We start from the raw sequence: 19,717 nt of genomic DNA, 5'->3' as shown, positions 1-19,717 counted from the left end.
TCAATCCTTGTCGCCGAAGCGAGAGCGGGCGCGCGCGGCGTCCTTGCGCTGTAGCTCGATGATCTTGCGCTCGACCAACTGCGCGAGCTGCGCCTCATTCATGCCGGGTGCCGCATGAATGTGGATCTCGTAGTGGTTGCCCGCCGCCGGTGCGGCGCTCTGAAGCGGCGAAGAGATCGGCGGGCGCATATCGAACACCGTGCTTGCCAGCGCTGGCGAGCCGGCAGCGATAGCCAGACCAGCACCTGCGCCAGCGATCTGGCGTGCGAGCTGTTGAACGGCAGACAACGGCCCGTCCTGATTGCCCGTGATGCCCTGCTCAAGCCCTGCCATCGTGAAGCCGCCCAGCTCAGCGAATACGCGGCTCGGAGAGTGGATGCCGAGCTTCTCCTTGAACCAGGACACCGTCCGCTCGCCCAGACCGACTACGGCGTCTTTGACATATGACGCCGCCGAGGTGATGCCAGTGGCCAGGCCGTGCACGATGTTGGCTCCGAACTCGGTGAATTTGCTCGGCAGATCCACCCCGAACCAGCTCATGACGCCAGCGAATGCCCGGTAGAAGATGCCAAGCGGCGACCAGTTGAGAATCAGCGCGGCGACGCCACCAATGCCCCCGCTGAACGCGGCCTTGATTTCATTCCAGACGCCGATGAAGAACGCCTTCACCTGGTCCCAATTCCGATAGACGAGATAGGCCGCGACGGCGATGGCGGTCAGTGCGAGGCCAATCGGTGTCGTCAGCAACATGCGCCCCATCCACAGAAGCGAGCTGCCAACGAATCGAATGGCCCCACCGAGCAATCGCATGACGGTCGACAGCACGCCGCCCTGAATGCCTGCGGCTTGCATCATGAATCGCATGACCGCGAGGGGGCCAAGCACGGCCGCGATAGCGAGCATGGCCGGACCGATCAGCAGAAGCGCGCCGGCGATGCCAGCAATCGCCACCATGACCACTTGGGCGACAACGGTGTGGCGCTCCATGAAGCCCGTCAGCCCCTTGACGACGCTGGAGAGTCCCTCGACGCCGGCCACATACATGGGCAAGACGCGCTCGCCCATCTCCAGCCACAAATCGTGAACCTTCGCCTGCAGGTCCAGCTCCTTGCCGGTCGGACTATCCTTCGCGAGTTTGTCGAGAGTGCCGATATCGGCCGCGCCCCGATTGAGCTTCTCATTCTTGCGAATCTGGTCGCGCTGGAGGTACATCTGGCCGAACAGGTTCGATGCGGTGCGGTTCGAGAAGATGCCGCCGATGGCATCAAGCACGGCTTGCTTCTCCGTAATGCCTTTGGCAGCGAGCGCCGGCAGCAGCACCTGCTCCATCCACTCGAACTGGTTCTCGCGGAACAGCTCAGAGCCTTTGAGCGCGCCAGGATTGATGTGCGCGATCTGCCCTGCCTTGTCGGGCGTGACCTTGCTGCGGTCGCCAATGAGACCCAACGCGTCGAGGTTCTGCGCGGCGCGCTTGGTCGTTCGGCCCTGATACAGCCCCGAGTACGCGCTCATCAGCGCCGTGCCGACGCGGTTGCCGCTCATTTCCTGCACCAGCGGCTCGAGCTGGTAGTAGAACGCGTCCGAGTTGATGCCCTTCGCGGCCAAGCCACCGGTCTTGATGAGGTTGAGCCATTCCTCGGGGCCGACACGACCGCCGGTCGCCGTCAGCACCTTCTGCACCATGTTGGCCTGCTTGTTGAATTCGGCTTCACTCGCCAGGCCACCGCGCATTTCGATGACCTTGAGCATATCCATGAACTTCTTGTCGTTCTCTTCTCCCTTCTCGTCGCCGTAGAGCGCCTTGTTGGCAAACTTCATCTTCGCAAGCAGCGGCGTCACCATCTCCGCGTGGTGCGCGTCGGCAAACACCGTCAACGCGTCGCGCATCAATTCAGTGTTCTCGGTGCGGCTGGTGCCGAAGGTCTTCATCTGGCGCGCGAAGTCGATAGCCTCTTTTGTCTCCTTATCGCTGAGTCCCAGGGCACGCACGCGCTGCATCTCCGTGGCCATGTGCTTCGACTCGTGCAGGCCGCTCTTTACGGGCATGCCTAGCACTGCGCCGGCGGCGGTGGCACCAATGCCAGCGCCGGCCATTGCGCCCGCAGCGGAACGCAGTTTGTCGCGCCGCTCGCGTGCCGCGCTCATTCGCTCCTGTTGACGTTGCAATTGCACCAGTCGGTCGCGTTGCGTCGACATTGCTGCGTTGGTTGCTGCGATATCGCCGCGAAGCTGACGCTCGTGCGCGCTCAGGTCGCGCGTGCTGACTTTGGCGGCCGACAAGCGATCTCGCAACGCCTGGAGCTTCTGGCTCTGCTGCTGGTGCTGATTGTTCAGATCGCGCGCGGCCCGCACGGCCGCATTGAACTCGCGCGTCATGGCGCGCGTGGGTGACTCCGTTTCCTTGATGCCGCGTGCGAGCTGTTGCACACGCTCTTCGGCGGCGTGCAGGGCCGTGCTGGTGCCGCGCAGACCCTTGTGGAGTTCGCGGAACTCGCCGACCGTCTTCTGCGTCTTTTCGAGTTCTTTGAGGCGGTCGCGTGTCTCCTTGAGACCACGCGACATCTCCTTATTGGTGCCGAGGATTTTCCGCGTGTTAGCGGTCATCTGGTCGACTGTCTTCCACAGCACTTCGAGCTGCAGCTTTCGCCCTGCGTCGCTCATTCGTCAGTTGCTCCGCTACGTACGCGGGCGCGTTCGCGCCACTTGATGAGATCGGTGAGGCTCCAGTCGTCCATTGCGGATGGCTGGAAGCCGAATATCACTGCAACGTCGGCGAAGGCGTCGTCGACGTCTGCTGGTATGCGTCCGCCTTCACCGATTTCGGAGCCAAAAAACCGGTCACCGCCATCCCGATCTGCATCAGGTCCGCAATGTCCATGCGGGCGACTTCCTGTTCCGAAAGCGTCGGTGTCGTAATGCGGGGCAGCACCTTCATGAGTGCCAGTACGTCCATATGCGCGAGGTCGACAAGATTCACGCCACGCAGCTCGCCGGCACCGGGCTTACGCACTTCGACCTGCTCGACTTTGTTGTCGCCGCGCTGGATCGGGGTGTCGAGGGGGATGATTTCTTTCATGATGGAAATTCCGCGGATTTTGAAGCGTAGAAGGGGCCGGTGATGAGCCGGCCATATGGATTACAGGCCGATGGCCTTGCGCTGTTCTGCGAGTCGGTCGACGCCGTTCACGACCTCGATGAAGTTGACCAGGTCAATTTCAACAACGGTCGTGCCATTCACGGAGTACTTGAAATACGTCACAGACATGGTCGGCTTGAAGTCGCTCTTGTCGCCGGCCTTCGACGAACCGGGGTCGATTTCCTTGTAGCGACCGCGCAGCACGACCTCAATGGAGTCGCCGGAGCCTTCGCTATCGTCGTCCTCGATGTAGCCTGCGAAGCGCAGCATTACACCGTCGATCTTCGAGATGCCCCACTGCTCGTACACCTGGCGCATCGGTCCGGGGTAGGTTTGCGTCGACTCCATCTTTTCCATGCCGAGATCGACTTCGACCTCGCCATTCATGCCGCCGGTGCGAATCGCCTCCATCTTGCGGGCCAGCTTCGGAATCGTGAATTCCGCGCATTTGCCCATCCAGTTTTCGCCGTTGTGGAAGACGTTGAAGTTCTTGAGAATTTTCGGCAATGCCATGTTCGTTTCCTCGGGAGACGTCGATTAGGCGGCTTGCGCGACCTTGGCCGCGAAGTCGAACAGGTATCGATCGGTGATGCGCTGACGGAACTGGAGGTTCTCCAGCGGCGGGACCGGCGTGTAGTCGTAGTCGATGAACAACTGGCCGCTCTTGAGCGTTTCCTTGGTGTTGGCCGTCTCGTCGTACCAGGCGGCTCCGCCGATCAGATAGCCCGATGTGACCATCGAGCGCAGCTTTGCGTTGACGCCCTCGATAATGTCGCGCGCCAGCGACGGATTAAGCGGGCCGTCGACCGCCCAGAAATGCGCCTCGGCCATCGTGTCGGCAAGGATCTGCGCGGTGCGGGTGTAGTTCTCGAAGGCGAAGAGCGGATCGTCCGTGCACGTGCGCGAACCCCAGAAGCGGAAGCCCGTGTGATTGATCAGCGTCGTGACGTCGTGGCTGTTCAGGAAGCCAGCGTCGGTCGACGGGTCTTGCAAGTCCCAGAAGACGTCCTTCGAGAGGCCGGTAACACCATTGACCGGCACGTTGGAAAGCGTCTTGTGCCAGCCCGTCTCGTTATCGATCTTGGCGCGCATGCCGAGGGCACGCGCAACGGCGTAGGCCGACGCTTCGGCGTTCTTCGTGGTATCCCAGCTCACGAAATCCGGCCAGATCAGCATCGTCTCGCGCGCGCCGAAGTTTTCACGATAGGTGACGACTTCTTCCTTCGTGGCACATTCCCATGCCGACGCGTATTGGAACGCGCGGAGCTTCTGAGCCAGGCCGGTCAGCTCGGACGACACGGCGAGACTATCGAAACCGGGCACGCCGAGAATGCGCGGCTGCACACCGACCTTGTTCTTCGCCGAGAGCAGCGCTTTCATGCCGGTGTATTTGCCGTCGGCTGCGGTGCCGCCGATGATGGCCGAGGTGGTCTCCGCGTCGGTGGCACCTTCGGCCACGCGCACGATGACGGTCGCGCAGTTGGTCTGGTCGGCGATGGCGTCGAGCGCAGCCGCGAGCGTGCCCTTCGTGCCCGCCTTGGCGAGAGCGGCCTGCACGTTCGTCTTCAGAACGGGTGTGTTGAGCGGGTATTCAGCCGCATCTGCGTCTTCCGCCGTGCACACCATGCCAATGACGGCAGTTTCGATGGTACGGATGGGACGCGTGCCGTCGTTGAGTTCGAGCACGCGTACGCCGTGGTGATAATCGGTTGGCATTCAGATCCTCCGGAGGTGTTGGAAAGCCTGCCAGTAGGATCACTCGCGCTCGCGCGAGAAGCACGAGCGCAGTGTTGTGTCGAGTGACGGCACAACAACGAACACGCAAACGCGCGTTACGCGGCTTTCAGTCGCTCACATGCGATCTCGTGATAGGCGGGTTCCAGCTCGCACCCGATGAACGCGTGGCCAGCCTCTTGCGCGGCACGCAAGAACGTGCCGCTGCCCGCGAACGGGTCAAGCACCGTGGAGCCGGGAGGAACGAGCCGGACGACCTGGCGCGCCAGCTCTTCAGGCTTCTGCGTCATATGTTGCTTCGGACGCGGTAGGCGCTCGGTAAAGACACCTGGCAGAAACGTGCCTGAGTCCTTCGGCAAGCTTCCGCGCGACGCCCACACCATGTATTCCGCTTGAGCTGAGAAGCCCCCACGGCGCGGCCGCGCGCAGCCTTGTGTTTTGTCCCACACGGCAACGCCATGCCAGATGAATCCGGCCCCCTGCACCGCATCGGTCAGGCTGGGCAATTGCCGCCAGTCGACAAAGCAAACGAGGTAGCCGCCAGCACGCGTGATGCGATACGCCTCGGCCAGCCACGTCATGCACCAGAAGGTCCACGACCGCTGGTCCTTGTTGTCGTGAGAGAAGTCCGGGTAGAGGCCATTCGAGCTGTTAATGTACTTCTCGCCAGGCGGGCGCGTACGCGAACCGCTATGCAGCCCGCCAGATGAATACGGTGGATCGGTGAACACCAGGTCGATGCTCTGGTCGGGCAAACGCCGCATGACGCTCAACGCATCTTCTCGGAAGACGCGATTTTGAAAATCAGCGAGTTGATGGGGGGCCTTGTTGCTCATGGGAGGGTGTCCTCATATCCGACGCTCTATGGCGCGCTGGTATGGGACTCTCGGCCCTCAAGAAATTAAGCGTGCCGCAACGGGCACATTTGATGGAGAGGCGAACATACTCGCCTTCCCCGAGCTTGCGGTTGCACGAACCGCAGCGAATTTCCTGCATGTGAAAGCCTTGCACAATTGTGGTAAGGTTTCGCGGCCTGTCGACAGGTGGCGCGGCCTTGCCAAACTTGCAGGCACTTCTGCGGGGGCGGGGCGTGTGGGGTGTTAGCGCACCCGACACGTCGCCGCGTCTTTTCCAACACCCAGCACGTCGTCGCCTGGTCAATACTCCGAGAGCATCTGCGGACGCGTTCGCCATCGGGTGTTGGAGCCTGCTCGCAGCATCCCTCACGCACGCGCAAGGCGCACGCGACGAGTGTTGTCGTGTCAGTTCGCACAACACCCGTATAGGTCCCGTCCCCTGGTTGTATCGCTCCGGCACCATTCCAGTACGCGACACGTCGTCACCACGTCGCTACCTGTGTCGAAACCTGCAATGAAGCCTGGTCGCCTTCGGCGGACCACGCCCCCAACCCTTGCCGCTGCCATTGGCCGGTATCTAATCGAAGTCTCTCCCCTAAAGAAGAGCCAGACCGCAGAGCAATCGATTGCGAAGACGTGGTTGTCCACTCGCATCGCAGGGCGACCGATCGATCGGATCAGAAACACGGATGTCATTGCACTTCGCGACGAGTGGGCGACCGAGAAGGCAGCAGCGACGGTCGTGCGCCGACTGGCGTTTCTCTCCCACGTTTTCACCGTCGCGCGCAAGGACTGGGGGTGGACCGAGCTGGCGAACCCCGTTCAGCTCGTCCGTCGCCCGATGGTGGATGACGCTCGCGATAGGCGCGTTATGGGGCAGATTCGCATGCGGGGGGTATCGGCTGAGGATTGCCCGCGCAGCGAGCTTGAGTGGATCATCCGCGCGACCTCGTCGCGCGAGCTACCGGTCATCGTTACCCTGGCCGCTGAAACGGCGATGCGCCGAGCGGAGATTTGTCACATGCGGCGAGAGCATGTGGACCTGTTGCATGGCGTTGTGCACTTGCCGGATACAAAGAACGGCACGTCTCGGGACGTTCCGCTTACGCCTTGGGCACGCGAGACCCTTCGTCAGTACCTCGCCGGAAAACCGCAGCGAGGGCCGATATTCTCTGTGACACCGGGTGCAGCCACGCGAGCCTTCATTCGCGCGCGGATGCGTGCACGTACGAATTACGAAGCGCTATGCCGCTCCCTCGGGCGTCGCCCGAACCCATTGTTTTTTACGGATCTTCGGCTGCATGACCTGCGGCACGAAGCGACGTCGGTTCTGGCTCCGATCTTCCAGTTGCACGAGTTGGCGAAGATAAGCGGACACAAAAGCACCCGCATGCTGTTGCGTTACTACCACCCGGACGGCCGCGAGCTGGCGAGAAAGATTGCGCGCAGCCCGCTTGGACGTAAGCAGGCTGCGCGGATTCGATCTGAGCGAGATTCTACGGACGTATGACGTTACTCGTCAGAAGACAGCGGTGTCGTGACCACGGGGGGCGTTTCCGCTAGCCACGCGGGAATCGGGCCGGCGCCATGATAGGTGACGCTTTCACCGTCGATTTCTACTACGGTGCTAAGCGAGTACTTGTCGCCGCTGTGGACGACATAGAGGCTCTTGCCTCGATTGTCTTCTACCAGCTTCCATACGCCGTCGGTCCACTTCTGCACCTTTCCGGTCTCCGTGTCCGGCGGCTCAGTTTCGACGGCGCCATAAGGAACGTTGTATTTACCCGGTGACAGGAACAGTTCGTGGGCCGTCGTCGGATACAGGAAGCGTCCGTGTTCGTCGGTTTGGTAAACGGTTTTGGGTTCCATCGTGCTTCTCCTAAAGGTACTTTCACTGCAAATGCGCGGACGCTAGGCAGCGGCCAAGCTGATCAATTCCGGGCGCACAGCCATCCGTATGGAATCGCCCAACCGGTACAGAGCGGAACTGGTGCAAGCGCGATCACTGGGGGTGTTACCCGGCAGCGTCCACGGCAAACGTGGGTGGCAACGAAACCCGCCCGTGAACGCCGCCTATGCACCTCGTATTCACGTGTAGCGTCCGCTTCACTGCAAATGCAAGAACGCTCGGAACGTCAGCTGATGCAGGGTGACGCTGTCCGAGCGGGCAACATTTCGGCGTTCAGGCAGGCGATCAATACTTCGACCGTTCGGTTGGCGCTACCGAGTTGTTTGTGAACTCCAGTTTCGACAATGCCCGGGTCATCCGCACGTCATCGGAAAGTCGTCCGACAAACACCGCCTATGCGCCGCGCCTGCATATTTAGACGTGGATTCGTGGCGCGTATGCCGTGTTCGTTGGCGACGTTTCTTTCCCGACCCGAGGGGTGCCGTTCTTGCCGTCCGAAACAGCCCCGGATGTCTTGCTGAAGGTTGTATATGTTTCGCCCCCGCTAGACGGCCCTTTGTCGCCTCCGCCAATGAACGCGAAGATGTTGGCGCCGCCCGGACCGAGGCTGAATTCATGGCCCTGCATTGGTCGGCATCACGCTTGATGTACGTTCCGAGCGTTCTTGCATTTGCAGTGTCAGCGTCAGTGCCGGTGTAGCGGCGGAACTGGTTGCGCAGATCGGGAACACGGAAATTGTCCCCGCCCAGATCCACAAACCGATGCATGCCGGCTGACCAGGCACCGGAAGCGACAACCAGCGCGTTTTCCTGTGCATAAGCCCACAGCGACGCGTACGCCAACTTGCTCAGCGTGCCCCCAACGGCATCGATCTCACTCGGAAGGGGGGCCAATGTGTGACCATCCAAAGGCCGGCCGCAGAGAGGGGACCGATAGCCGGCGTAGTACTGAGTTGCGGACCACACCCAGACCTCGGCAACCTCCGCGACTATGATCGGCCCGACGTTCGACGCTGGCAGCGCCTGAATGGAGTAGATCGGCGGGAAGCCCTTTAACGCGGTGGTCACGTATTCGGTAGTTGCGCCCCGGCGCGAGTTGTCCCCACGTGCAGGCGTGTCGAACGTTGCGACACCTTTGACCTGAAGTGGGCTAACGCCGTCGTCGGGCGATCCTGCGATAAGCAGACGCCCGCCGCTCTGCATCAGGCGCATGACTGCGGACGTAATGCCGGCGGGCCGATCAACGGAGAAGACGGTGGTAGTCGACTTGTAATCGTCAGCAACGGCACGCAGCGCGAACGTGCCGCTACTACCGTGCATAATTTCCCAGGTCTTCGTGTCGACGTCCGCATCTTCGCGCTTCAGGTGCAGAGAGGTCTGTCCAGTCCCCTTGCCATTGGATGCCGTCAGCGCTCCAGTGGACGATACCCCGCGAATACGTCCGAACACGGATAGCCAGTCCAAATTGAAATCGCCTGTGACACGGCCCATGGTGACGGGGCCAGTGATAAGCCCACCGGCCTTCGGGAAGTACTGAGTGTGAGGGTCGGCGGCTTCGACGTGAGCCTTCATTGCGACTGTGATGGCCTTGTCGGCATATTCACGGGTCGCAAGGATCACGCTGGGGTCGATCTTCAGTTCGACATTTACGCCGCTCGAGTTGATGAGGATCATCCGCACGGACTGCGTCTTGCCCGAGCCTTCGGGCAGCGTCGGCTTATATGTCGGGGGCGCGTTCGAGACGTAGCAAAGGTCGCCGTCCTCATCGTACAGCCCCAGCTCGCGAATCCACTTCCCGCCCTCGGTCTCAGGAATGACTTGTTCCGCAATGAGCTGCGACGGTGCCTTCGGGTCGACATCGAGGGAGTTCAGTGGCGCACGACGCCATTCGCCGAGCAGCGCCTTCTGACTCGTCTTGGGGGTGGGCACGGGGGCGTTATCGCCGCCGCCGTCGCCAATGGCAAGCGCGACATATTTGCGCGGCAGGCCGAGGGCCTTTGCGTTTGCATCTTTGGCGTTGCCAACGTCGGTGGCAATAGCGAAGTAGGTCGCAGTCATGGATAGACGGTCAGAGTTTCAATGATGTGGACGGCAGCGCCGGCGTATGCCGGGCCATCAACGGAGACCGCTTCGGGCGTGTACGGGTACACCGTAAGCTCCTCGCCGAAATACGCGGCCGCGCCGTTGTACTGATAGCCCCGAAGCTCGAGGCTGATATTCATTCCGGTTAGGTGGCGGCTGGCGGGCTTTACGTCGTCAATGACGCGCACCAGCTCGTTGAACATCTCGTCGGTGATGCCGGTGTCGAGTACTCCGATGCGCAGATGAAAGGTGCCGCGCCGGCCGACGGGCTTTTCCTGCCACCACTCGATGACCTCGATGAGGTAGCCCAGCGGCTCGACGGCACGGCGTAGCGCCGTGATGGTGCCCTTGCGCTTATGCAACCAGAAGCTCTTGCGGATGACTTCACGTTTCGTCGCCTCCGGCCAGGCGTCGTCCCAGCGGTCGACAGAGACTGTCCATGCCAGGATCGGCAGGAGAGCGACGGGGCACGTGCGCAGATTCCACAGATCGCGCAGGGGCACAGGCACACGCTCAATGTCGGAGAGCGCGACGGCCACCGCACGCTCGAGCGCAGTAGCGTTGGCGGGGAGAAGCGATTTCTTCATTGCGCTGCCACGAGTTCCGCAACCGTCGAACCGAGCAGCGTCCCGTCTTCTTGTTTCAGCCGTAGCGTGATGCGCGTGCAGATCGCTGCCTCTTCCTTGTTGCGGGCGATGTTGGCGGCCGGCAGCAGGATCTCGACGTTGTCCACGCCTTCGACGCCCAGCGCCGCGTCGATCTTCGCGCGATAGATGCTCTGGCCTAGGCGTCGACGTGCCTTGGCATACGCCTTGGCGTTGGTCATTGCGGCCGGGAGCAGGAGCGACTTCTCCGGGCTGGAGTCCGCCACGATCAGGTCCGCGTCGATCTCATACAGGACGACTCTTGCGGCCTGCACCGTAACGCGGTCGCCGACGGGGCGCAGATCCTCTTCACTGAGTTTCGTCCGGACGGCGGCAAGCGCTTCCTCGGGAACGGTGCCGTCATCGGCAGCGCCCAGGGCCGTGATCAGGATGTCGCATGGCTCCGGACTCACGCATGACGCGTCCGCCACGCGTCCGTCCGCCGAGCGCGCATGAAACTCGTACGCTTTCGTCGGGCCAGCGATCGACAGGCCCTCATAGGCGTTTTGAGCGCGCTCGAGCAGCGCATCATCGTCTTCGTAGACGGCTTCGATGGGCGGGTTCGCGTCAGGGTTGGCCGGAACAATGGTCAGCCGTTCAACTTCGAAGAAGGCGACCAGGTTGTCCAGGTCGTTCCCTTTCGCATACGGCAGCATGATGGCCTCAGCCGCCTCGTTCACGCGCTGGCGCCATCCTGTTTCGCGGTAGCTGTTTTCCTCCAGCTGCTTGGTCAGCATTTCAGACTCAAGCTCAAGCGTCGCCGCGACAGCCGCACGCATGTCCTCGGGCACCAGTAAGAGCAGGCTTACCTTCCGGGCGTTCAGGATTGTCTCGAAGTCGAGCTGTTCGACAACATCAGGGGCGGGCAGCTTCGAGAAGTCGATAAGAGCGCTCATGCAACACCTCGTCCCAACGTAATGCTGGCGGACACAGGCGACGAATCGCGTCCGCCGTCGATGCGATCCGCCTCAAAGTCCACGGTGGCCTTGCCAATGTCGTCGCCGGTGCCGATGTTGAACGTGAGTCGGGTGAGAGACAGGCGCGGCTCCCAGCGCGTAATCGCAAGGACGCAGGCGGCCTGAATCAGCATTCGGGTGTAGTCGTTGCTCGGCTGGTCGATCAGCTCGGGCACGATGGAGCCGTACTCGCGCCGCATGACCCGTGAGCCAACGGGCGTCGTCAGAATGTCCGACACGGATTGCTTGATGTGGTCCAGGTCGCTCAGATTCGAGCCGTCGACTTTGTTTACACCGAGGTAGGTCATTTGTTCGGGCCATCCGTGTTGTCGCCGCCACGCTGGACGCCGCCGTGATCGTGCTCGTCTACAACGACGCCGTTCGATGACAGCTTGCCGCCTTCGTGGGTTATATCGCCCTGAATGACGGTCTTCCCACCCTCGCCACCTTGTCCGGACATCCCTCCGTTGTAGGTCAGCAGCTTCTCGACGGTGAGCGTACCGGCTACATGTACGTCACCGGTGAAGTTGGCTTTCGGAAAATCCACCGTCGCGAGTTCGCTACCTTTAACCGTCGCCGTTTTCATTCCGGTGGCGTTGAGCGCGCTGGTGGCATCGTTGTAGACGATGCGCGCGCCGTCTGGGAAATCGATCAGGAACTCGTTGGGATCTTCCGACGGGGAAAGGATGAGATCAGACGGCAGACCACGCAGCACAATGCCGTTGCCGGTCTCGCCGCTCGGAGAGAAGACCGTGACCTGCTCGCCTTTGCTCAGCGGGGACCAGATGCGCACGCGACCAGCGGCCGGCTGAATGCACGCGAGCCAGTCGGTGCGGCGCTCGCCAATCTGCACGCGCACACGCAGGGGCTTATAGGTGACCTCTGCGACGGTGCCCGTGGCGATCAGATTGGCGATGAGTCGGTTGTGTTCGGCATCCATGAAAGCAGGATGCCGCGCGCGCGGGAAGGAGTCACCGGATTGGAGTTGTGTGAGCGACCAGCACAACACTACGGAGGAATTTCGGCGGTAAATTGCAGCGCCTGTTTAAAATCCCGACTTATTCAATCCCTATTGGAGCGCAAGGTGGCGAAGATCCTTATTGATAGCAATCAATTGAGAACAGATGACCTGCGCACGTTTCTTTCAGAGTCACCCAAGAACTTAGCAGTCCTCGCTGATGTTGTCGCTATGGAAGCATATAAGCACCAAGCGATCAAGACCATGGCTGAATCAATGTCGGTGCTTAAGGACTTCCCGCGTCAAGTTCTCGTCCTAAAGGGGGGAGGAAAGCTGAAATTCATGCACGGCAAGTTGGCCGGTCTGCAAAGAAGGTTAATTGATGATACCCAGAGCGAAGAATTTCCGAAGTTTCTTGATGCCCTAGAGAAGGCGGTGAATGGAGATCCCGCATACGTCAGCGCAGTTGAGAGGCACGCAAAATTTGCTCGCGAACATTTCTCGAAGCTCCAATTTGGTGCGGAGGAAATGCGTCAGGCGCTGACAACCTTTTCTGAAATTTTTTCGCCCCAAGAGCGAGCCGCGTTTCGCAACGAGTCGGGATATAGCGACGAAATGCGAGACAAGATCGGGAATAGCATCCTTGAGCTTACGGCGTTCATGATAGGCGCGGCGGGTATGGGAAAACGTCTGGCATCACTGAAAGAAGCCGCAAATATGCCCATATTTAGAGTAGCAACGGCAGTGTACCTGCACGGCGTGAGGCTGTATGCACTAGGATCACTTGCGAACCGCAGCGCTGCTAATCTCAGAAATGATTTTGTCGATATGACGTTGGTCGGTTACGCAACGTATTTCGATGGAATCTTGTCTGGGGATAGGAATGTCCGAAAGATGTACGAACACACATGCTTTTGTTTGCACGGCATGTTCGGGGCACACGTTCCAGCAGTTGATCGGTTGTCCGCAGGCCAGTGATACGACTATCTGGCGATGTGCTTCAGAACGAGGTCCGCAATGGCCGCTTGGTCGCCGTCGGTGATGCCAAGAAGTTCGCGCGCTGCGTATTGGACTGTCGGGCCGTTCCGCTCGACACGGTCGCGAAGCCCGAAATGATGAACGCGCGCGATGCGCTGCACTTCGCCGGTGAATTTCACGACGGCGCTATCTGACGTGGCTTCGATCTTGAGGTAGCGCGCTGTGCGAATCTTGGTGAACATCTTTCGTCGCACGCGTCCGGCCTTTGCACGCATCTGGGGCTTGCGAGGCACGTAAGGCTCGCCGTCCGGATTCGTCTGGGCTGAGATGCGTGCTTGCTGCTGGCGGCGCAGCTCACCAGCGATCTGCCGCGCGAGCGTACGACGGCCGGTCGGATCGAGAGAGTTGAGCAATGAAACCGCCCAGGCGTCAAGCTCGCGAATGTCGCCTGCCATCAGTCAACTCCGAGGAACGCACGAACCTGGTCGCTGAGCATCGGCTCCGGACGGTAGGACGCTACCGGCTTGCCCTCGACGTATTGCACATCGACCGCTTCCGTCAGTTGGATTTCAATAGAGACGTCAGCGGCCGCGTCGTTGAGAATGTCGACCTCAAATTTGATGCCGTCGCGTTGCCTGTCAGGATTCGCCAGCAGCTCGGGCTGCCAATCACGGACCCACGCGATTATCGGCATCATCAGCGTGGGCGAGTCGTAGGGATAGTCGGTGACGATGATGTTGAGCGTGTAGCTATAGCGAAACGAACCGCCTTTTGATCCCAATCTACCCGCTTCGCTGCTGGCCTCAAGCCGACCGTGATCCACGAAGATGTGCAGCTTGCCGGGGTTCTGCCGCAGATAGGGATTGTTCTCGACCAGGGCGGCTCGTAAAGCGTTGGGCTTCTTCACGGTGTGACACTCTCTTCTTCGATCCTTACGTAGGGGCTGCGACGCAGCTTGTCGCGCAAGGCGTCGAAGCGGGCTGCGAGTTCGTGGTAGGAGGTGTACTTGTCGGCAACGGTTGCGGCGACGGTAGAGAGCGCAACGCCGGAGGGTCGCGCATCAGAATCGCTGGGATCGTCAGGCGCGGTGTTGGTTGCTGCTGCATCGTGCAGGCGCACAAAGCCGACAGGCACAATGCAAGCAGCATCAGCTTGGGCAGTGACATAGAGGGGTACCTTCTGGATGATCGTGTCGCCCTTGACGCGGACTTCCCGCACTCGGTCGACGTACTGCGTGATGACTACTGGGTTTTCGCGCGCGTCGTTCAAATCGACCTGCAGTTGCTTGGCCTCTTGCTCGGCCGCGTCGGCGCGGTGCTCGGCAGCGTTAAGACGGAACTGTTGGACGGAGAGGAGCAGAGCAGCACAAGCGACCGTCAGCAATGCGGCTAACGCTTTTCCGACCAGAGTCATGCTGTCACCTCCAGCGCTTTGTACTTGTCGAACGCGCGCAGCAGCTTCACGTCGTAGAGGTACTGCGCGTAGCTGGAACCGTTGTAGATTTCGGCAACAGTGGTCCACTTCTTCGCCCGCATGGCCTTGAGAAGAGCAGGATCTGCCAGGACGAAGCGAACGAAGGCGTCGAGCTGGGCGGCCTCACCCGTGCGCATGAGATCCACGAACGCTTCGACGCTCTCATAGCCGAGACGCTTCCAGTGGTACGCCATGATCTGGAATGCGCCCCAGCTCGCAGACGACAGCGCGCACGCACGCTCGATGGTGCATGCGTCAGCGAGCCGCTTATGCTCGCCCGCACCGCCAACGTAACCACCCTTCTTCGGGTTGACCAAGTTCGGGTAGCGCTTCGCGAGCGTAGCGGCATCAAGTCCGGCAGAGCCGACTTCCCGGTACATGACGTGGCGCTCGTACAGGATGACGGGCCGGCCATCGGACAGGAACCCACAGCCCCGGCTCTCCACTTCGTTGACAGCGCGCACGACGGCCAGCTCGACGCCGAGCTTGTCGGCAGCTGCGACAAGGTCGGCACTGGTCAGGTGTGCCGGCGCACGAGCGCCAGCGGCGAGCGCCTGTTGAGTCTTCGTTCCGACGATTCCATCGACTACAAGGCCGAAGTGCTGCTGCACGTCCATGACAGCGCTGGTGGTGACGGGGCCGAACCAGCCGTCGGCGTCGATGGCCGCGCCGAATGCCTTGAGCGACGTTTGAAGGGCGCGCACGGCCGCGCCGTGATTGCCCTCGCGAAGTACGTTATCGAGCGGTGTCATTGACCTTCCTCAGAATTCGAGTGATGGGGTTCTCTTCGCCGGCGCTACACCGGAACAGATCCACCACGTTGCCGCGCACGGCGAACACAGCCAGGCAGAGCACCGCATCGATTGCCACGGTGGTGACGTCGACCGCAGGGTGTGCGCCGAAGATGACGCGAATCGGCACCGAGGCGGTTGCGAGCGTCAGCACATAGGCGAGCCAGGCGGCGGCTGGTCGGTGACTGCCTGCCGCGCGCCGGAAGAGCATCAGGCGCATGGCAATCGCGGCACAGAGCGTCGCGTTGATGATTTCGAGGGTGTTCACGATTTCGGACCTCCCTTGAACGTGTCGAGCAGCTTGTCGGGGTTCTCCGCGCGGCGAATGAGCCAGAGCAAAAGCTTGATGACCACGGCGGCAGCGACAAGCGCACCGACAGCCGGGTTGACGGCAATGCGCTCGGGTAGTCCCCAGCCGAGCAGGTCAGCGCTCAGCCTGGCGGAAAGACAACCGGCCACGAAGGAGATGAGGAAGAACGCCAGGCGTTTGAACGGTGCCAGGTCATCGGAGGCCAGCACGAAGACACCAGCGCCGGCAAAGGCCCCCATGACCACGGCGGCATCGACGCCGGGAAACAGCGAGATCAGGGCGACGCCGGCCGTGGCGACCGTGGCGTTGGTGGTAACAGGTTCAGTCATGGTCAGTCCCACAATTGCACGGTCTTTTTCTCAGCCTGTGCGGGTTGGTCGGGTAGATCGATCGGGTGGCCGTGAGGCAGGATGGGGCCTAGGTCGGCCAGGCCGGGGTTTGCCGCGAGCGTCGCTTCGACCACGCCCTGCGTGCGGCCGAAGACGCGCCAGCAGATCGCATCAACGGTCTCGTTCTGCATCGCTCGCACGCGCATCAGATCAGCTCCACGGTAGAGCGCGTCGCGCCGGTAATGTCGTTGATGGCCCAATTGGCATCGCGGCGCAGCTCGTCGGCACCTGGGCGGGTTACGTCGTCTTCCTTACGGGCGGTGGCCGTCGCGTCGAAATTCCGGTACCGCTCGATCAGACTGGCGTGTGCCCAGCAGAAGACAGCGCGGGTGTACCGAAGCACATACGCCGTCGTGCCCGCGACTTCCGGTACCGCCTGCCCCCCGACCATCTTCACGTCGGCAAGCGTTGCGCAGCCTTCGGCCATGCGCTGCGCGCGCCAGCTCGACAATGCCCCGTTGACGTACAAGACCGCCTCGATGACTTCAGACTTCAGGCGCGGTTCCGTCACGGTGCCGTCGAGACGCTGTGTGTCACGCATCGTCGTGAGATCGATATCCGGAAAGAATCCGTCGTTCTTGACGGTCTCGCCGGCGTCATTGGTCGGTGCGGGTGCGAGGAAGGACATACGATGGTTCCGTTGGGTAGTGGGCGGTGGAGGGAGCGTCGGCGTGGGCGATCAAGCCTGCGTCAGCCCCCTGCCGCCCGGCGCGGGGTACGCTCGGTGTCAACCGCTACCGGCGTCGCCGGTGTCGGTGGAATTCTTGTTTCGGAGCTTCGTCTCCAGGCGTTCAATTTCCTTGATGACGCCCACGTTCTTGTTCAGCTCGAGCGCGCGTTTCAGACGCGCCAACGCTGCCGGCGGGTCCGTCTCGATCTGGGCAAGCCCGATTTCCTTGAAGAGCTTTGCGCGCACCTGGTCCGGCATGTCTTGTGTGTCGGTCATGCGTGCCACGGCGAGCAGGCTCGAGACGTCCACCTCGCCGCCGCCACCACGGACCTTGCGCGCCATGTCGGCGTACTCCTCCGTGATGACGCAGGCAGTCGTGCGGGTGTACGGCTCGGGCATCTTCAGCCCGTACTCGATGGCATGCGCGACGATGGGCAGCGCGCCGGCGTAATCGCCTGCATCGATGCGCCACACGAGGACGTTCATAACGACGTCGTCCTGCACGCCGCGCCCGCTCGACAGCACGCCGTCGACCCAGGCGTCGTACTTCGGCAGCATCTCGCGCTTGGCGTCTGCCTTCTTTTCCGTGGACTGGATGCCGCTCAATTGCCGCTTGTCCTGCGCCAGCTGCATCAGCTGGTGCTCGTAAGCGGTGGCGACGATGGGTTCATCGGTGTTTGCCGCGGCGGCGGTGGCGCTCGCCGCGGTGACCCGCATGAAGTGTTGTTGAGCGGGTGATGGCATGCTTACTCCGGTGCGAACTCGATGTTCTCGACCACGCAGCCCAGGCCGTAGTCTTCGATCACGAACGCGTCGTTGCTCGACTCGAAGTTCTCGATGCGGTCGCGCTTCGCGTTGTCGATGACCGAGCGGCGGCGCGCGCCGTCCTGGAAGTAGATCGAGATGTTGTCGAAGCGGGTGATCATGAACGCGGTAGCCGGGAAGAACGGGACCATTACCGCCGGTCGACCGCCCATCGCCTTCTGGCTCATGATGATTTGGCCCGCGAGCTGCTCGGTGGGCGGCTGCTGGCGATTGATCATCGGGAAGTACTTCTCATGCGCCAGCGCGCGACCGCACAGCACGACGAGGTCGGTGTCTTCGCGGTGCCACGGATCAATCAGGTTCTCCAGGGCGTCGTAGACCGCAGCGTCGATGTTGGCGTAGTCGCCGCCAGCGCCGATGACTACCTTGCCTGCGGTCTTGCCATGATTCATGACGCGCGCCGGTGCCTGTTCACGGTATTTCTGCAACCAGCCCTTGTTGACGTCCTGAAGCAGCGGGTTCGCAACGCGGTCCGATGTGGCGGCACGCGACACACCGTTGAAGCCGATCATCATGCGGTCGAGTGCCTGGCGGACCATGAGGGCGTCGCGCACACGTGCCTGGAAGTCCGGGAACTTGGCCCATGCGTCGAGCTTCGAGTACTTCAGGTGCGAGTCGAAGTTGGTCTGCGTGCAGAAATATCCGTTCGGATCGAAGTCCGTCGGGTCGATGGTCTCGCGCTCTTTGACGTCGGTGTTGGTCGTGCTCGCGAGCGGCGAGCCAACGCTGAGACCGAGCTTCTCGCCCTGCTGCTCGGGCACGCCGATAACGTTGATGCGCTTGAGGAACTCGGTCGACTCCTGCATCTTCGTTTCGAGCGTCTGTTGAACGGACGGCGCGACCGAATACTTCTCGGTGACGCAATCCACGCCATTCAGCTTTTCAAGCTGGCGCAGATAGCCATTAAAGGCGATGCGGGTTTCCTTGCGCATGTGTGTTTCTCCGGTACGGTGGGTTTCGTGTGGTGGTGAGGGCTGCGATCAGCAGTCGGTCAGCTCGGCGGACTGGGAGCCCCCGGTAGCGGCAGCGCGCTGGGCGCTGTTGTCCGTATCGGAGAGCTTCTGAACCAGGGTGTCATGATCGGTGCGCAGCTTGTCGATGGCCTCGGCCACCGGCTTCATCGCGGCCGTGACGTTCGCGCTGAATTGCTCCAGCACCTTCGCGGCTGCGTCCGCGCCGGCCTTCGCTGCCGCTTCGGCCGTGAACTCATCCGTTTTCGTGGTCGCGTCGGGGCTCTTCGCCGGCAGCGTGGTCGGTGTGGGCTTCTGGCCGAACAGTGCGGCGGTGAAGCGCTCGATGAGCGACGAGTTGGAACCCTTGACCGTCATGGTGACCTCGCCGGTGTCGCCAGCTTCGGCCTCGTCTTCGAGTTCGAGCGTGAACGGCAGCGCGGCCGTGAACAGGTTCTCCGGCGCTTGCTTGCGAGCGGCCAGCGGGCTATTCGTCGCGGTGGAGCTGAACTTCAGCATCTCCGTGCCCAGGCTGGCCGGGTTGTCGGTAACGGCGAGTGCATACAGATACGCTTCACCAGAGTTCGCGAAGTTCGGTGCGATCTCGATGGACGTGTAGACCTTCTGGCGGTCCTGATTCGTCATCTTGACCAGGTCATCGGTCGGATCGATCTGCGCGAGCAACTGCAACTTGCCCTCGGCGTTCTTCTGCGTCTTGAGTGCGACGACGTCACCGTATGCCCGGAACGGACCATCGGGGTAAATCCCCTTGATGTGTTCCATGTTCACGCGTGCACCGTACTTGTTGACCGGGTCATAGTTGCCAGCCATCTGCGTGATCTGATCTGCACCGATCTTGCGACCGTCGGTCGTGTCGCCCTCGGTGGCAACGACGAAGAACTTCGACTTCTTGGACATGTTGGGCTTTCCTCTGGTGAGCATTCAACATGGCCCATATTCGGCGTCGGCCGCGCGCGGAGCAACGCAATGCTGTTGTGTCACCAAGCCTTACAACACTGGCGCGTCGACCGTCCGCGCGCGCGTGGGCAACCTTGT

The 19,717-nt window shown here is 61.5% G+C and carries 26 protein-coding genes; 2 read left to right on the top strand and 24 right to left on the bottom strand.

Going from position 1 to position 19,717, the window contains the following annotated elements:
- From NA29_RS23300 to NA29_RS23270, 7 genes are all read right to left on the bottom strand, one after another.
- Positions 1-2,661 carry a phage tail tape measure protein gene (locus NA29_RS23300; RefSeq protein WP_039393562.1) on the bottom strand — a complete coding sequence of 887 codons (2,661 nt, stop codon included), beginning with the start codon at positions 2,659-2,661 and terminating at the stop codon, positions 1-3.
- Complete coding sequence (locus NA29_RS26605; RefSeq protein WP_072633477.1) at positions 2,658-2,735, bottom strand: GpE family phage tail protein; 78 nt, start codon at positions 2,733-2,735, stop codon at positions 2,658-2,660. The genes NA29_RS23300 and NA29_RS26605 overlap by 4 nt, the downstream gene beginning before the upstream one ends.
- Before the next feature lie 23 nt (positions 2,736-2,758).
- Entirely contained in the window at positions 2,759-3,076 is a 318-nt protein-coding gene (locus NA29_RS23290; protein ID WP_095178490.1) for a phage tail assembly protein, read from the bottom strand.
- Between the two features lie 60 nt (positions 3,077-3,136).
- Complete coding sequence (locus NA29_RS23285) at positions 3,137-3,649, bottom strand: phage major tail tube protein (RefSeq protein WP_039393560.1); 513 nt, start codon at positions 3,647-3,649, stop codon at positions 3,137-3,139.
- Positions 3,650-3,673: 24 nt separating this feature from the next.
- The gene (locus NA29_RS23280) at positions 3,674-4,852 is read right to left on the bottom strand and encodes a phage tail sheath protein (RefSeq protein WP_039393558.1); all 1,179 of its coding nucleotides are present in this window, start codon (positions 4,850-4,852) and stop codon (positions 3,674-3,676) included.
- A 116-nt stretch (positions 4,853-4,968) separates the two neighbouring features.
- Positions 4,969-5,706, bottom strand: coding sequence for a DNA-methyltransferase (locus tag NA29_RS23275; RefSeq protein ID WP_039393556.1), 738 nt, complete (start codon positions 5,704-5,706; stop codon positions 4,969-4,971).
- Complete coding sequence (locus NA29_RS23270) at positions 5,675-5,866, bottom strand: Com family DNA-binding transcriptional regulator (RefSeq protein WP_084104088.1); 192 nt, start codon at positions 5,864-5,866, stop codon at positions 5,675-5,677. Before NA29_RS23270 ends, NA29_RS23275 begins: the two co-directional genes overlap by 32 nt.
- Before the next feature lie 501 nt (positions 5,867-6,367).
- Between NA29_RS23270 and NA29_RS23265 the strand changes: the two genes are divergently transcribed.
- A complete protein-coding gene (locus NA29_RS23265) occupies positions 6,368-7,237 on the top strand; it encodes a tyrosine-type recombinase/integrase (protein WP_306592138.1) in 870 nt (289 codons plus the stop codon).
- A 2-nt stretch (positions 7,238-7,239) separates the two neighbouring features.
- Here NA29_RS23265 and NA29_RS23260 read toward each other — a convergent pair whose 3' ends face one another.
- The 6 genes from NA29_RS23260 to NA29_RS23235 all read right to left on the bottom strand — a co-directional run bounded on the left by NA29_RS23260 (position 7,240) and on the right by NA29_RS23235 (position 12,257).
- Positions 7,240-7,596 carry a hypothetical protein gene (locus NA29_RS23260; RefSeq protein ID WP_039393552.1) on the bottom strand — a complete coding sequence of 119 codons (357 nt, stop codon included), beginning with the start codon at positions 7,594-7,596 and terminating at the stop codon, positions 7,240-7,242.
- Between the two features lie 393 nt (positions 7,597-7,989).
- The gene (locus NA29_RS26415) at positions 7,990-9,693 is read right to left on the bottom strand and encodes a phage tail protein (protein WP_072633366.1); all 1,704 of its coding nucleotides are present in this window, start codon (positions 9,691-9,693) and stop codon (positions 7,990-7,992) included.
- The gene (locus NA29_RS23250) at positions 9,690-10,304 is read right to left on the bottom strand and encodes a phage tail protein I (RefSeq protein WP_039393550.1); all 615 of its coding nucleotides are present in this window, start codon (positions 10,302-10,304) and stop codon (positions 9,690-9,692) included. The genes NA29_RS26415 and NA29_RS23250 overlap by 4 nt, the downstream gene beginning before the upstream one ends.
- The gene (locus NA29_RS23245) at positions 10,301-11,257 is read right to left on the bottom strand and encodes a baseplate J/gp47 family protein (protein ID WP_052252346.1); all 957 of its coding nucleotides are present in this window, start codon (positions 11,255-11,257) and stop codon (positions 10,301-10,303) included. Before NA29_RS23245 ends, NA29_RS23250 begins: the two co-directional genes overlap by 4 nt.
- On the bottom strand, positions 11,254-11,625 hold the full coding sequence (locus NA29_RS23240) for a GPW/gp25 family protein (RefSeq protein ID WP_039393548.1): 372 nt from the start codon (positions 11,623-11,625) through the stop codon (positions 11,254-11,256). Before NA29_RS23240 ends, NA29_RS23245 begins: the two co-directional genes overlap by 4 nt.
- A complete protein-coding gene (locus NA29_RS23235; RefSeq protein ID WP_039393547.1) occupies positions 11,622-12,257 on the bottom strand; it encodes a phage baseplate assembly protein V in 636 nt (211 codons plus the stop codon). The genes NA29_RS23240 and NA29_RS23235 overlap by 4 nt, the downstream gene beginning before the upstream one ends.
- Before the next feature lie 144 nt (positions 12,258-12,401).
- Between NA29_RS23235 and NA29_RS23230 the strand changes: the two genes are divergently transcribed.
- Positions 12,402-13,253 carry a hypothetical protein gene (locus tag NA29_RS23230; protein WP_157127448.1) on the top strand — a complete coding sequence of 284 codons (852 nt, stop codon included), beginning with the start codon at positions 12,402-12,404 and terminating at the stop codon, positions 13,251-13,253.
- A gap of 5 nt (positions 13,254-13,258) precedes the next feature.
- Here NA29_RS23230 and NA29_RS23225 read toward each other — a convergent pair whose 3' ends face one another.
- The 11 genes from NA29_RS23225 to NA29_RS23175 all read right to left on the bottom strand — a co-directional run bounded on the left by NA29_RS23225 (position 13,259) and on the right by NA29_RS23175 (position 19,579).
- On the bottom strand, positions 13,259-13,708 hold the full coding sequence (locus NA29_RS23225) for a phage virion morphogenesis protein (RefSeq protein WP_039393542.1): 450 nt from the start codon (positions 13,706-13,708) through the stop codon (positions 13,259-13,261).
- Positions 13,708-14,160, bottom strand: a complete 453-nt coding sequence (locus tag NA29_RS23220) for a phage tail protein (protein ID WP_039393541.1) — start codon at positions 14,158-14,160, stop codon at positions 13,708-13,710. Before NA29_RS23220 ends, NA29_RS23225 begins: the two co-directional genes overlap by 1 nt.
- Positions 14,157-14,666, bottom strand: a complete 510-nt coding sequence (locus tag NA29_RS25905; RefSeq protein ID WP_039393540.1) for a hypothetical protein — start codon at positions 14,664-14,666, stop codon at positions 14,157-14,159. The genes NA29_RS23220 and NA29_RS25905 overlap by 4 nt, the downstream gene beginning before the upstream one ends.
- A complete protein-coding gene (locus NA29_RS23210; protein WP_039393539.1) occupies positions 14,663-15,478 on the bottom strand; it encodes an N-acetylmuramidase domain-containing protein in 816 nt (271 codons plus the stop codon). Before NA29_RS23210 ends, NA29_RS25905 begins: the two co-directional genes overlap by 4 nt.
- Complete coding sequence (locus NA29_RS23205) at positions 15,462-15,785, bottom strand: phage holin family protein (protein ID WP_039393537.1); 324 nt, start codon at positions 15,783-15,785, stop codon at positions 15,462-15,464. Before NA29_RS23205 ends, NA29_RS23210 begins: the two co-directional genes overlap by 17 nt.
- Positions 15,782-16,156 carry a putative holin gene (locus NA29_RS23200; protein WP_039393536.1) on the bottom strand — a complete coding sequence of 125 codons (375 nt, stop codon included), beginning with the start codon at positions 16,154-16,156 and terminating at the stop codon, positions 15,782-15,784. Before NA29_RS23200 ends, NA29_RS23205 begins: the two co-directional genes overlap by 4 nt.
- Positions 16,157-16,158: 2 nt before the next feature.
- Positions 16,159-16,362, bottom strand: a complete 204-nt coding sequence (locus NA29_RS23195; protein WP_039393533.1) for a tail protein X — start codon at positions 16,360-16,362, stop codon at positions 16,159-16,161.
- A complete protein-coding gene (locus NA29_RS23190; protein WP_039393532.1) occupies positions 16,362-16,844 on the bottom strand; it encodes a head completion/stabilization protein in 483 nt (160 codons plus the stop codon). The genes NA29_RS23195 and NA29_RS23190 overlap by 1 nt, the downstream gene beginning before the upstream one ends.
- A gap of 99 nt (positions 16,845-16,943) precedes the next feature.
- Positions 16,944-17,630, bottom strand: a complete 687-nt coding sequence (gene gpM, locus NA29_RS23185; RefSeq protein WP_039393530.1) for a phage terminase small subunit — start codon at positions 17,628-17,630, stop codon at positions 16,944-16,946.
- Positions 17,631-17,632: 2 nt separating this feature from the next.
- The gene (locus NA29_RS23180; protein ID WP_039393528.1) at positions 17,633-18,643 is read right to left on the bottom strand and encodes a phage major capsid protein, P2 family; all 1,011 of its coding nucleotides are present in this window, start codon (positions 18,641-18,643) and stop codon (positions 17,633-17,635) included.
- Positions 18,644-18,691: 48 nt separating this feature from the next.
- Positions 18,692-19,579 carry a GPO family capsid scaffolding protein gene (locus NA29_RS23175; RefSeq protein ID WP_039393526.1) on the bottom strand — a complete coding sequence of 296 codons (888 nt, stop codon included), beginning with the start codon at positions 19,577-19,579 and terminating at the stop codon, positions 18,692-18,694.
- Positions 19,580-19,717 lie beyond the last annotated feature (138 nt).

Origin of the sequence: Pandoraea sputorum, from assembly GCF_000814845.2 — a bacterium.
GTDB lineage: Bacteria > Pseudomonadota > Gammaproteobacteria > Burkholderiales > Burkholderiaceae > Pandoraea > Pandoraea sputorum.
The sequence above is the reverse complement of the archived record's forward strand: the minus strand, read 5'-3'. Positions and strand labels throughout refer to the sequence as shown.

Bases quoted from the DNA above. Each gene is read 5' to 3' on its own strand.
- NA29_RS23210 (WP_039393539.1), bottom strand. From the start codon at position 15,478: ATGACACCGCTCGATAACGTACTTCGCGAGGGCAATCACGGCGCGGCC.
- NA29_RS23175 (WP_039393526.1), bottom strand. From the start codon at position 19,579: ATGTCCAAGAAGTCGAAGTTCTTCGTCGTTGCCACCGAGGGCGACACG.
- NA29_RS23180 (WP_039393528.1), bottom strand. From the start codon at position 18,643: ATGCGCAAGGAAACCCGCATCGCCTTTAATGGCTATCTGCGCCAGCTT.
- NA29_RS23200 (WP_039393536.1), bottom strand. From the start codon at position 16,156: ATGACTGAACCTGTTACCACCAACGCCACGGTCGCCACGGCCGGCGTC.
- NA29_RS23195 (WP_039393533.1), bottom strand. From the start codon at position 16,362: ATGCGCGTGCGAGCGATGCAGAACGAGACCGTTGATGCGATCTGCTGG.
- gpM (WP_039393530.1), bottom strand. From the start codon at position 17,630: ATGCCATCACCCGCTCAACAACACTTCATGCGGGTCACCGCGGCGAGC.
- NA29_RS23225 (WP_039393542.1), bottom strand. From the start codon at position 13,708: ATGGCAGGCGACATTCGCGAGCTTGACGCCTGGGCGGTTTCATTGCTC.
- NA29_RS23275 (WP_039393556.1), bottom strand. From the start codon at position 5,706: ATGAGCAACAAGGCCCCCCATCAACTCGCTGATTTTCAAAATCGCGTC.
- NA29_RS23260 (WP_039393552.1), bottom strand. From the start codon at position 7,596: ATGGAACCCAAAACCGTTTACCAAACCGACGAACACGGACGCTTCCTG.
- NA29_RS23270 (WP_084104088.1), bottom strand. From the start codon at position 5,866: ATGCAGGAAATTCGCTGCGGTTCGTGCAACCGCAAGCTCGGGGAAGGC.
- NA29_RS23290 (WP_095178490.1), bottom strand. From the start codon at position 3,076: ATGAAAGAAATCATCCCCCTCGACACCCCGATCCAGCGCGGCGACAAC.
- NA29_RS23285 (WP_039393560.1), bottom strand. From the start codon at position 3,649: ATGGCATTGCCGAAAATTCTCAAGAACTTCAACGTCTTCCACAACGGC.
- NA29_RS23280 (WP_039393558.1), bottom strand. From the start codon at position 4,852: ATGCCAACCGATTATCACCACGGCGTACGCGTGCTCGAACTCAACGAC.
- NA29_RS25905 (WP_039393540.1), bottom strand. From the start codon at position 14,666: ATGACTCTGGTCGGAAAAGCGTTAGCCGCATTGCTGACGGTCGCTTGT.
- NA29_RS23235 (WP_039393547.1), bottom strand. From the start codon at position 12,257: ATGGATGCCGAACACAACCGACTCATCGCCAATCTGATCGCCACGGGC.
- NA29_RS23240 (WP_039393548.1), bottom strand. From the start codon at position 11,625: ATGACCTACCTCGGTGTAAACAAAGTCGACGGCTCGAATCTGAGCGAC.
- NA29_RS26605 (WP_072633477.1), bottom strand. From the start codon at position 2,735: ATGGACGACTGGAGCCTCACCGATCTCATCAAGTGGCGCGAACGCGCC.
- NA29_RS23300 (WP_039393562.1), bottom strand. From the start codon at position 2,661: ATGAGCGACGCAGGGCGAAAGCTGCAGCTCGAAGTGCTGTGGAAGACA.
- NA29_RS23190 (WP_039393532.1), bottom strand. From the start codon at position 16,844: ATGTCCTTCCTCGCACCCGCACCGACCAATGACGCCGGCGAGACCGTC.
- NA29_RS26415 (WP_072633366.1), bottom strand. From the start codon at position 9,693: ATGACTGCGACCTACTTCGCTATTGCCACCGACGTTGGCAACGCCAAA.
- NA29_RS23245 (WP_052252346.1), bottom strand. From the start codon at position 11,257: ATGAGCGCTCTTATCGACTTCTCGAAGCTGCCCGCCCCTGATGTTGTC.
- NA29_RS23250 (WP_039393550.1), bottom strand. From the start codon at position 10,304: ATGAAGAAATCGCTTCTCCCCGCCAACGCTACTGCGCTCGAGCGTGCG.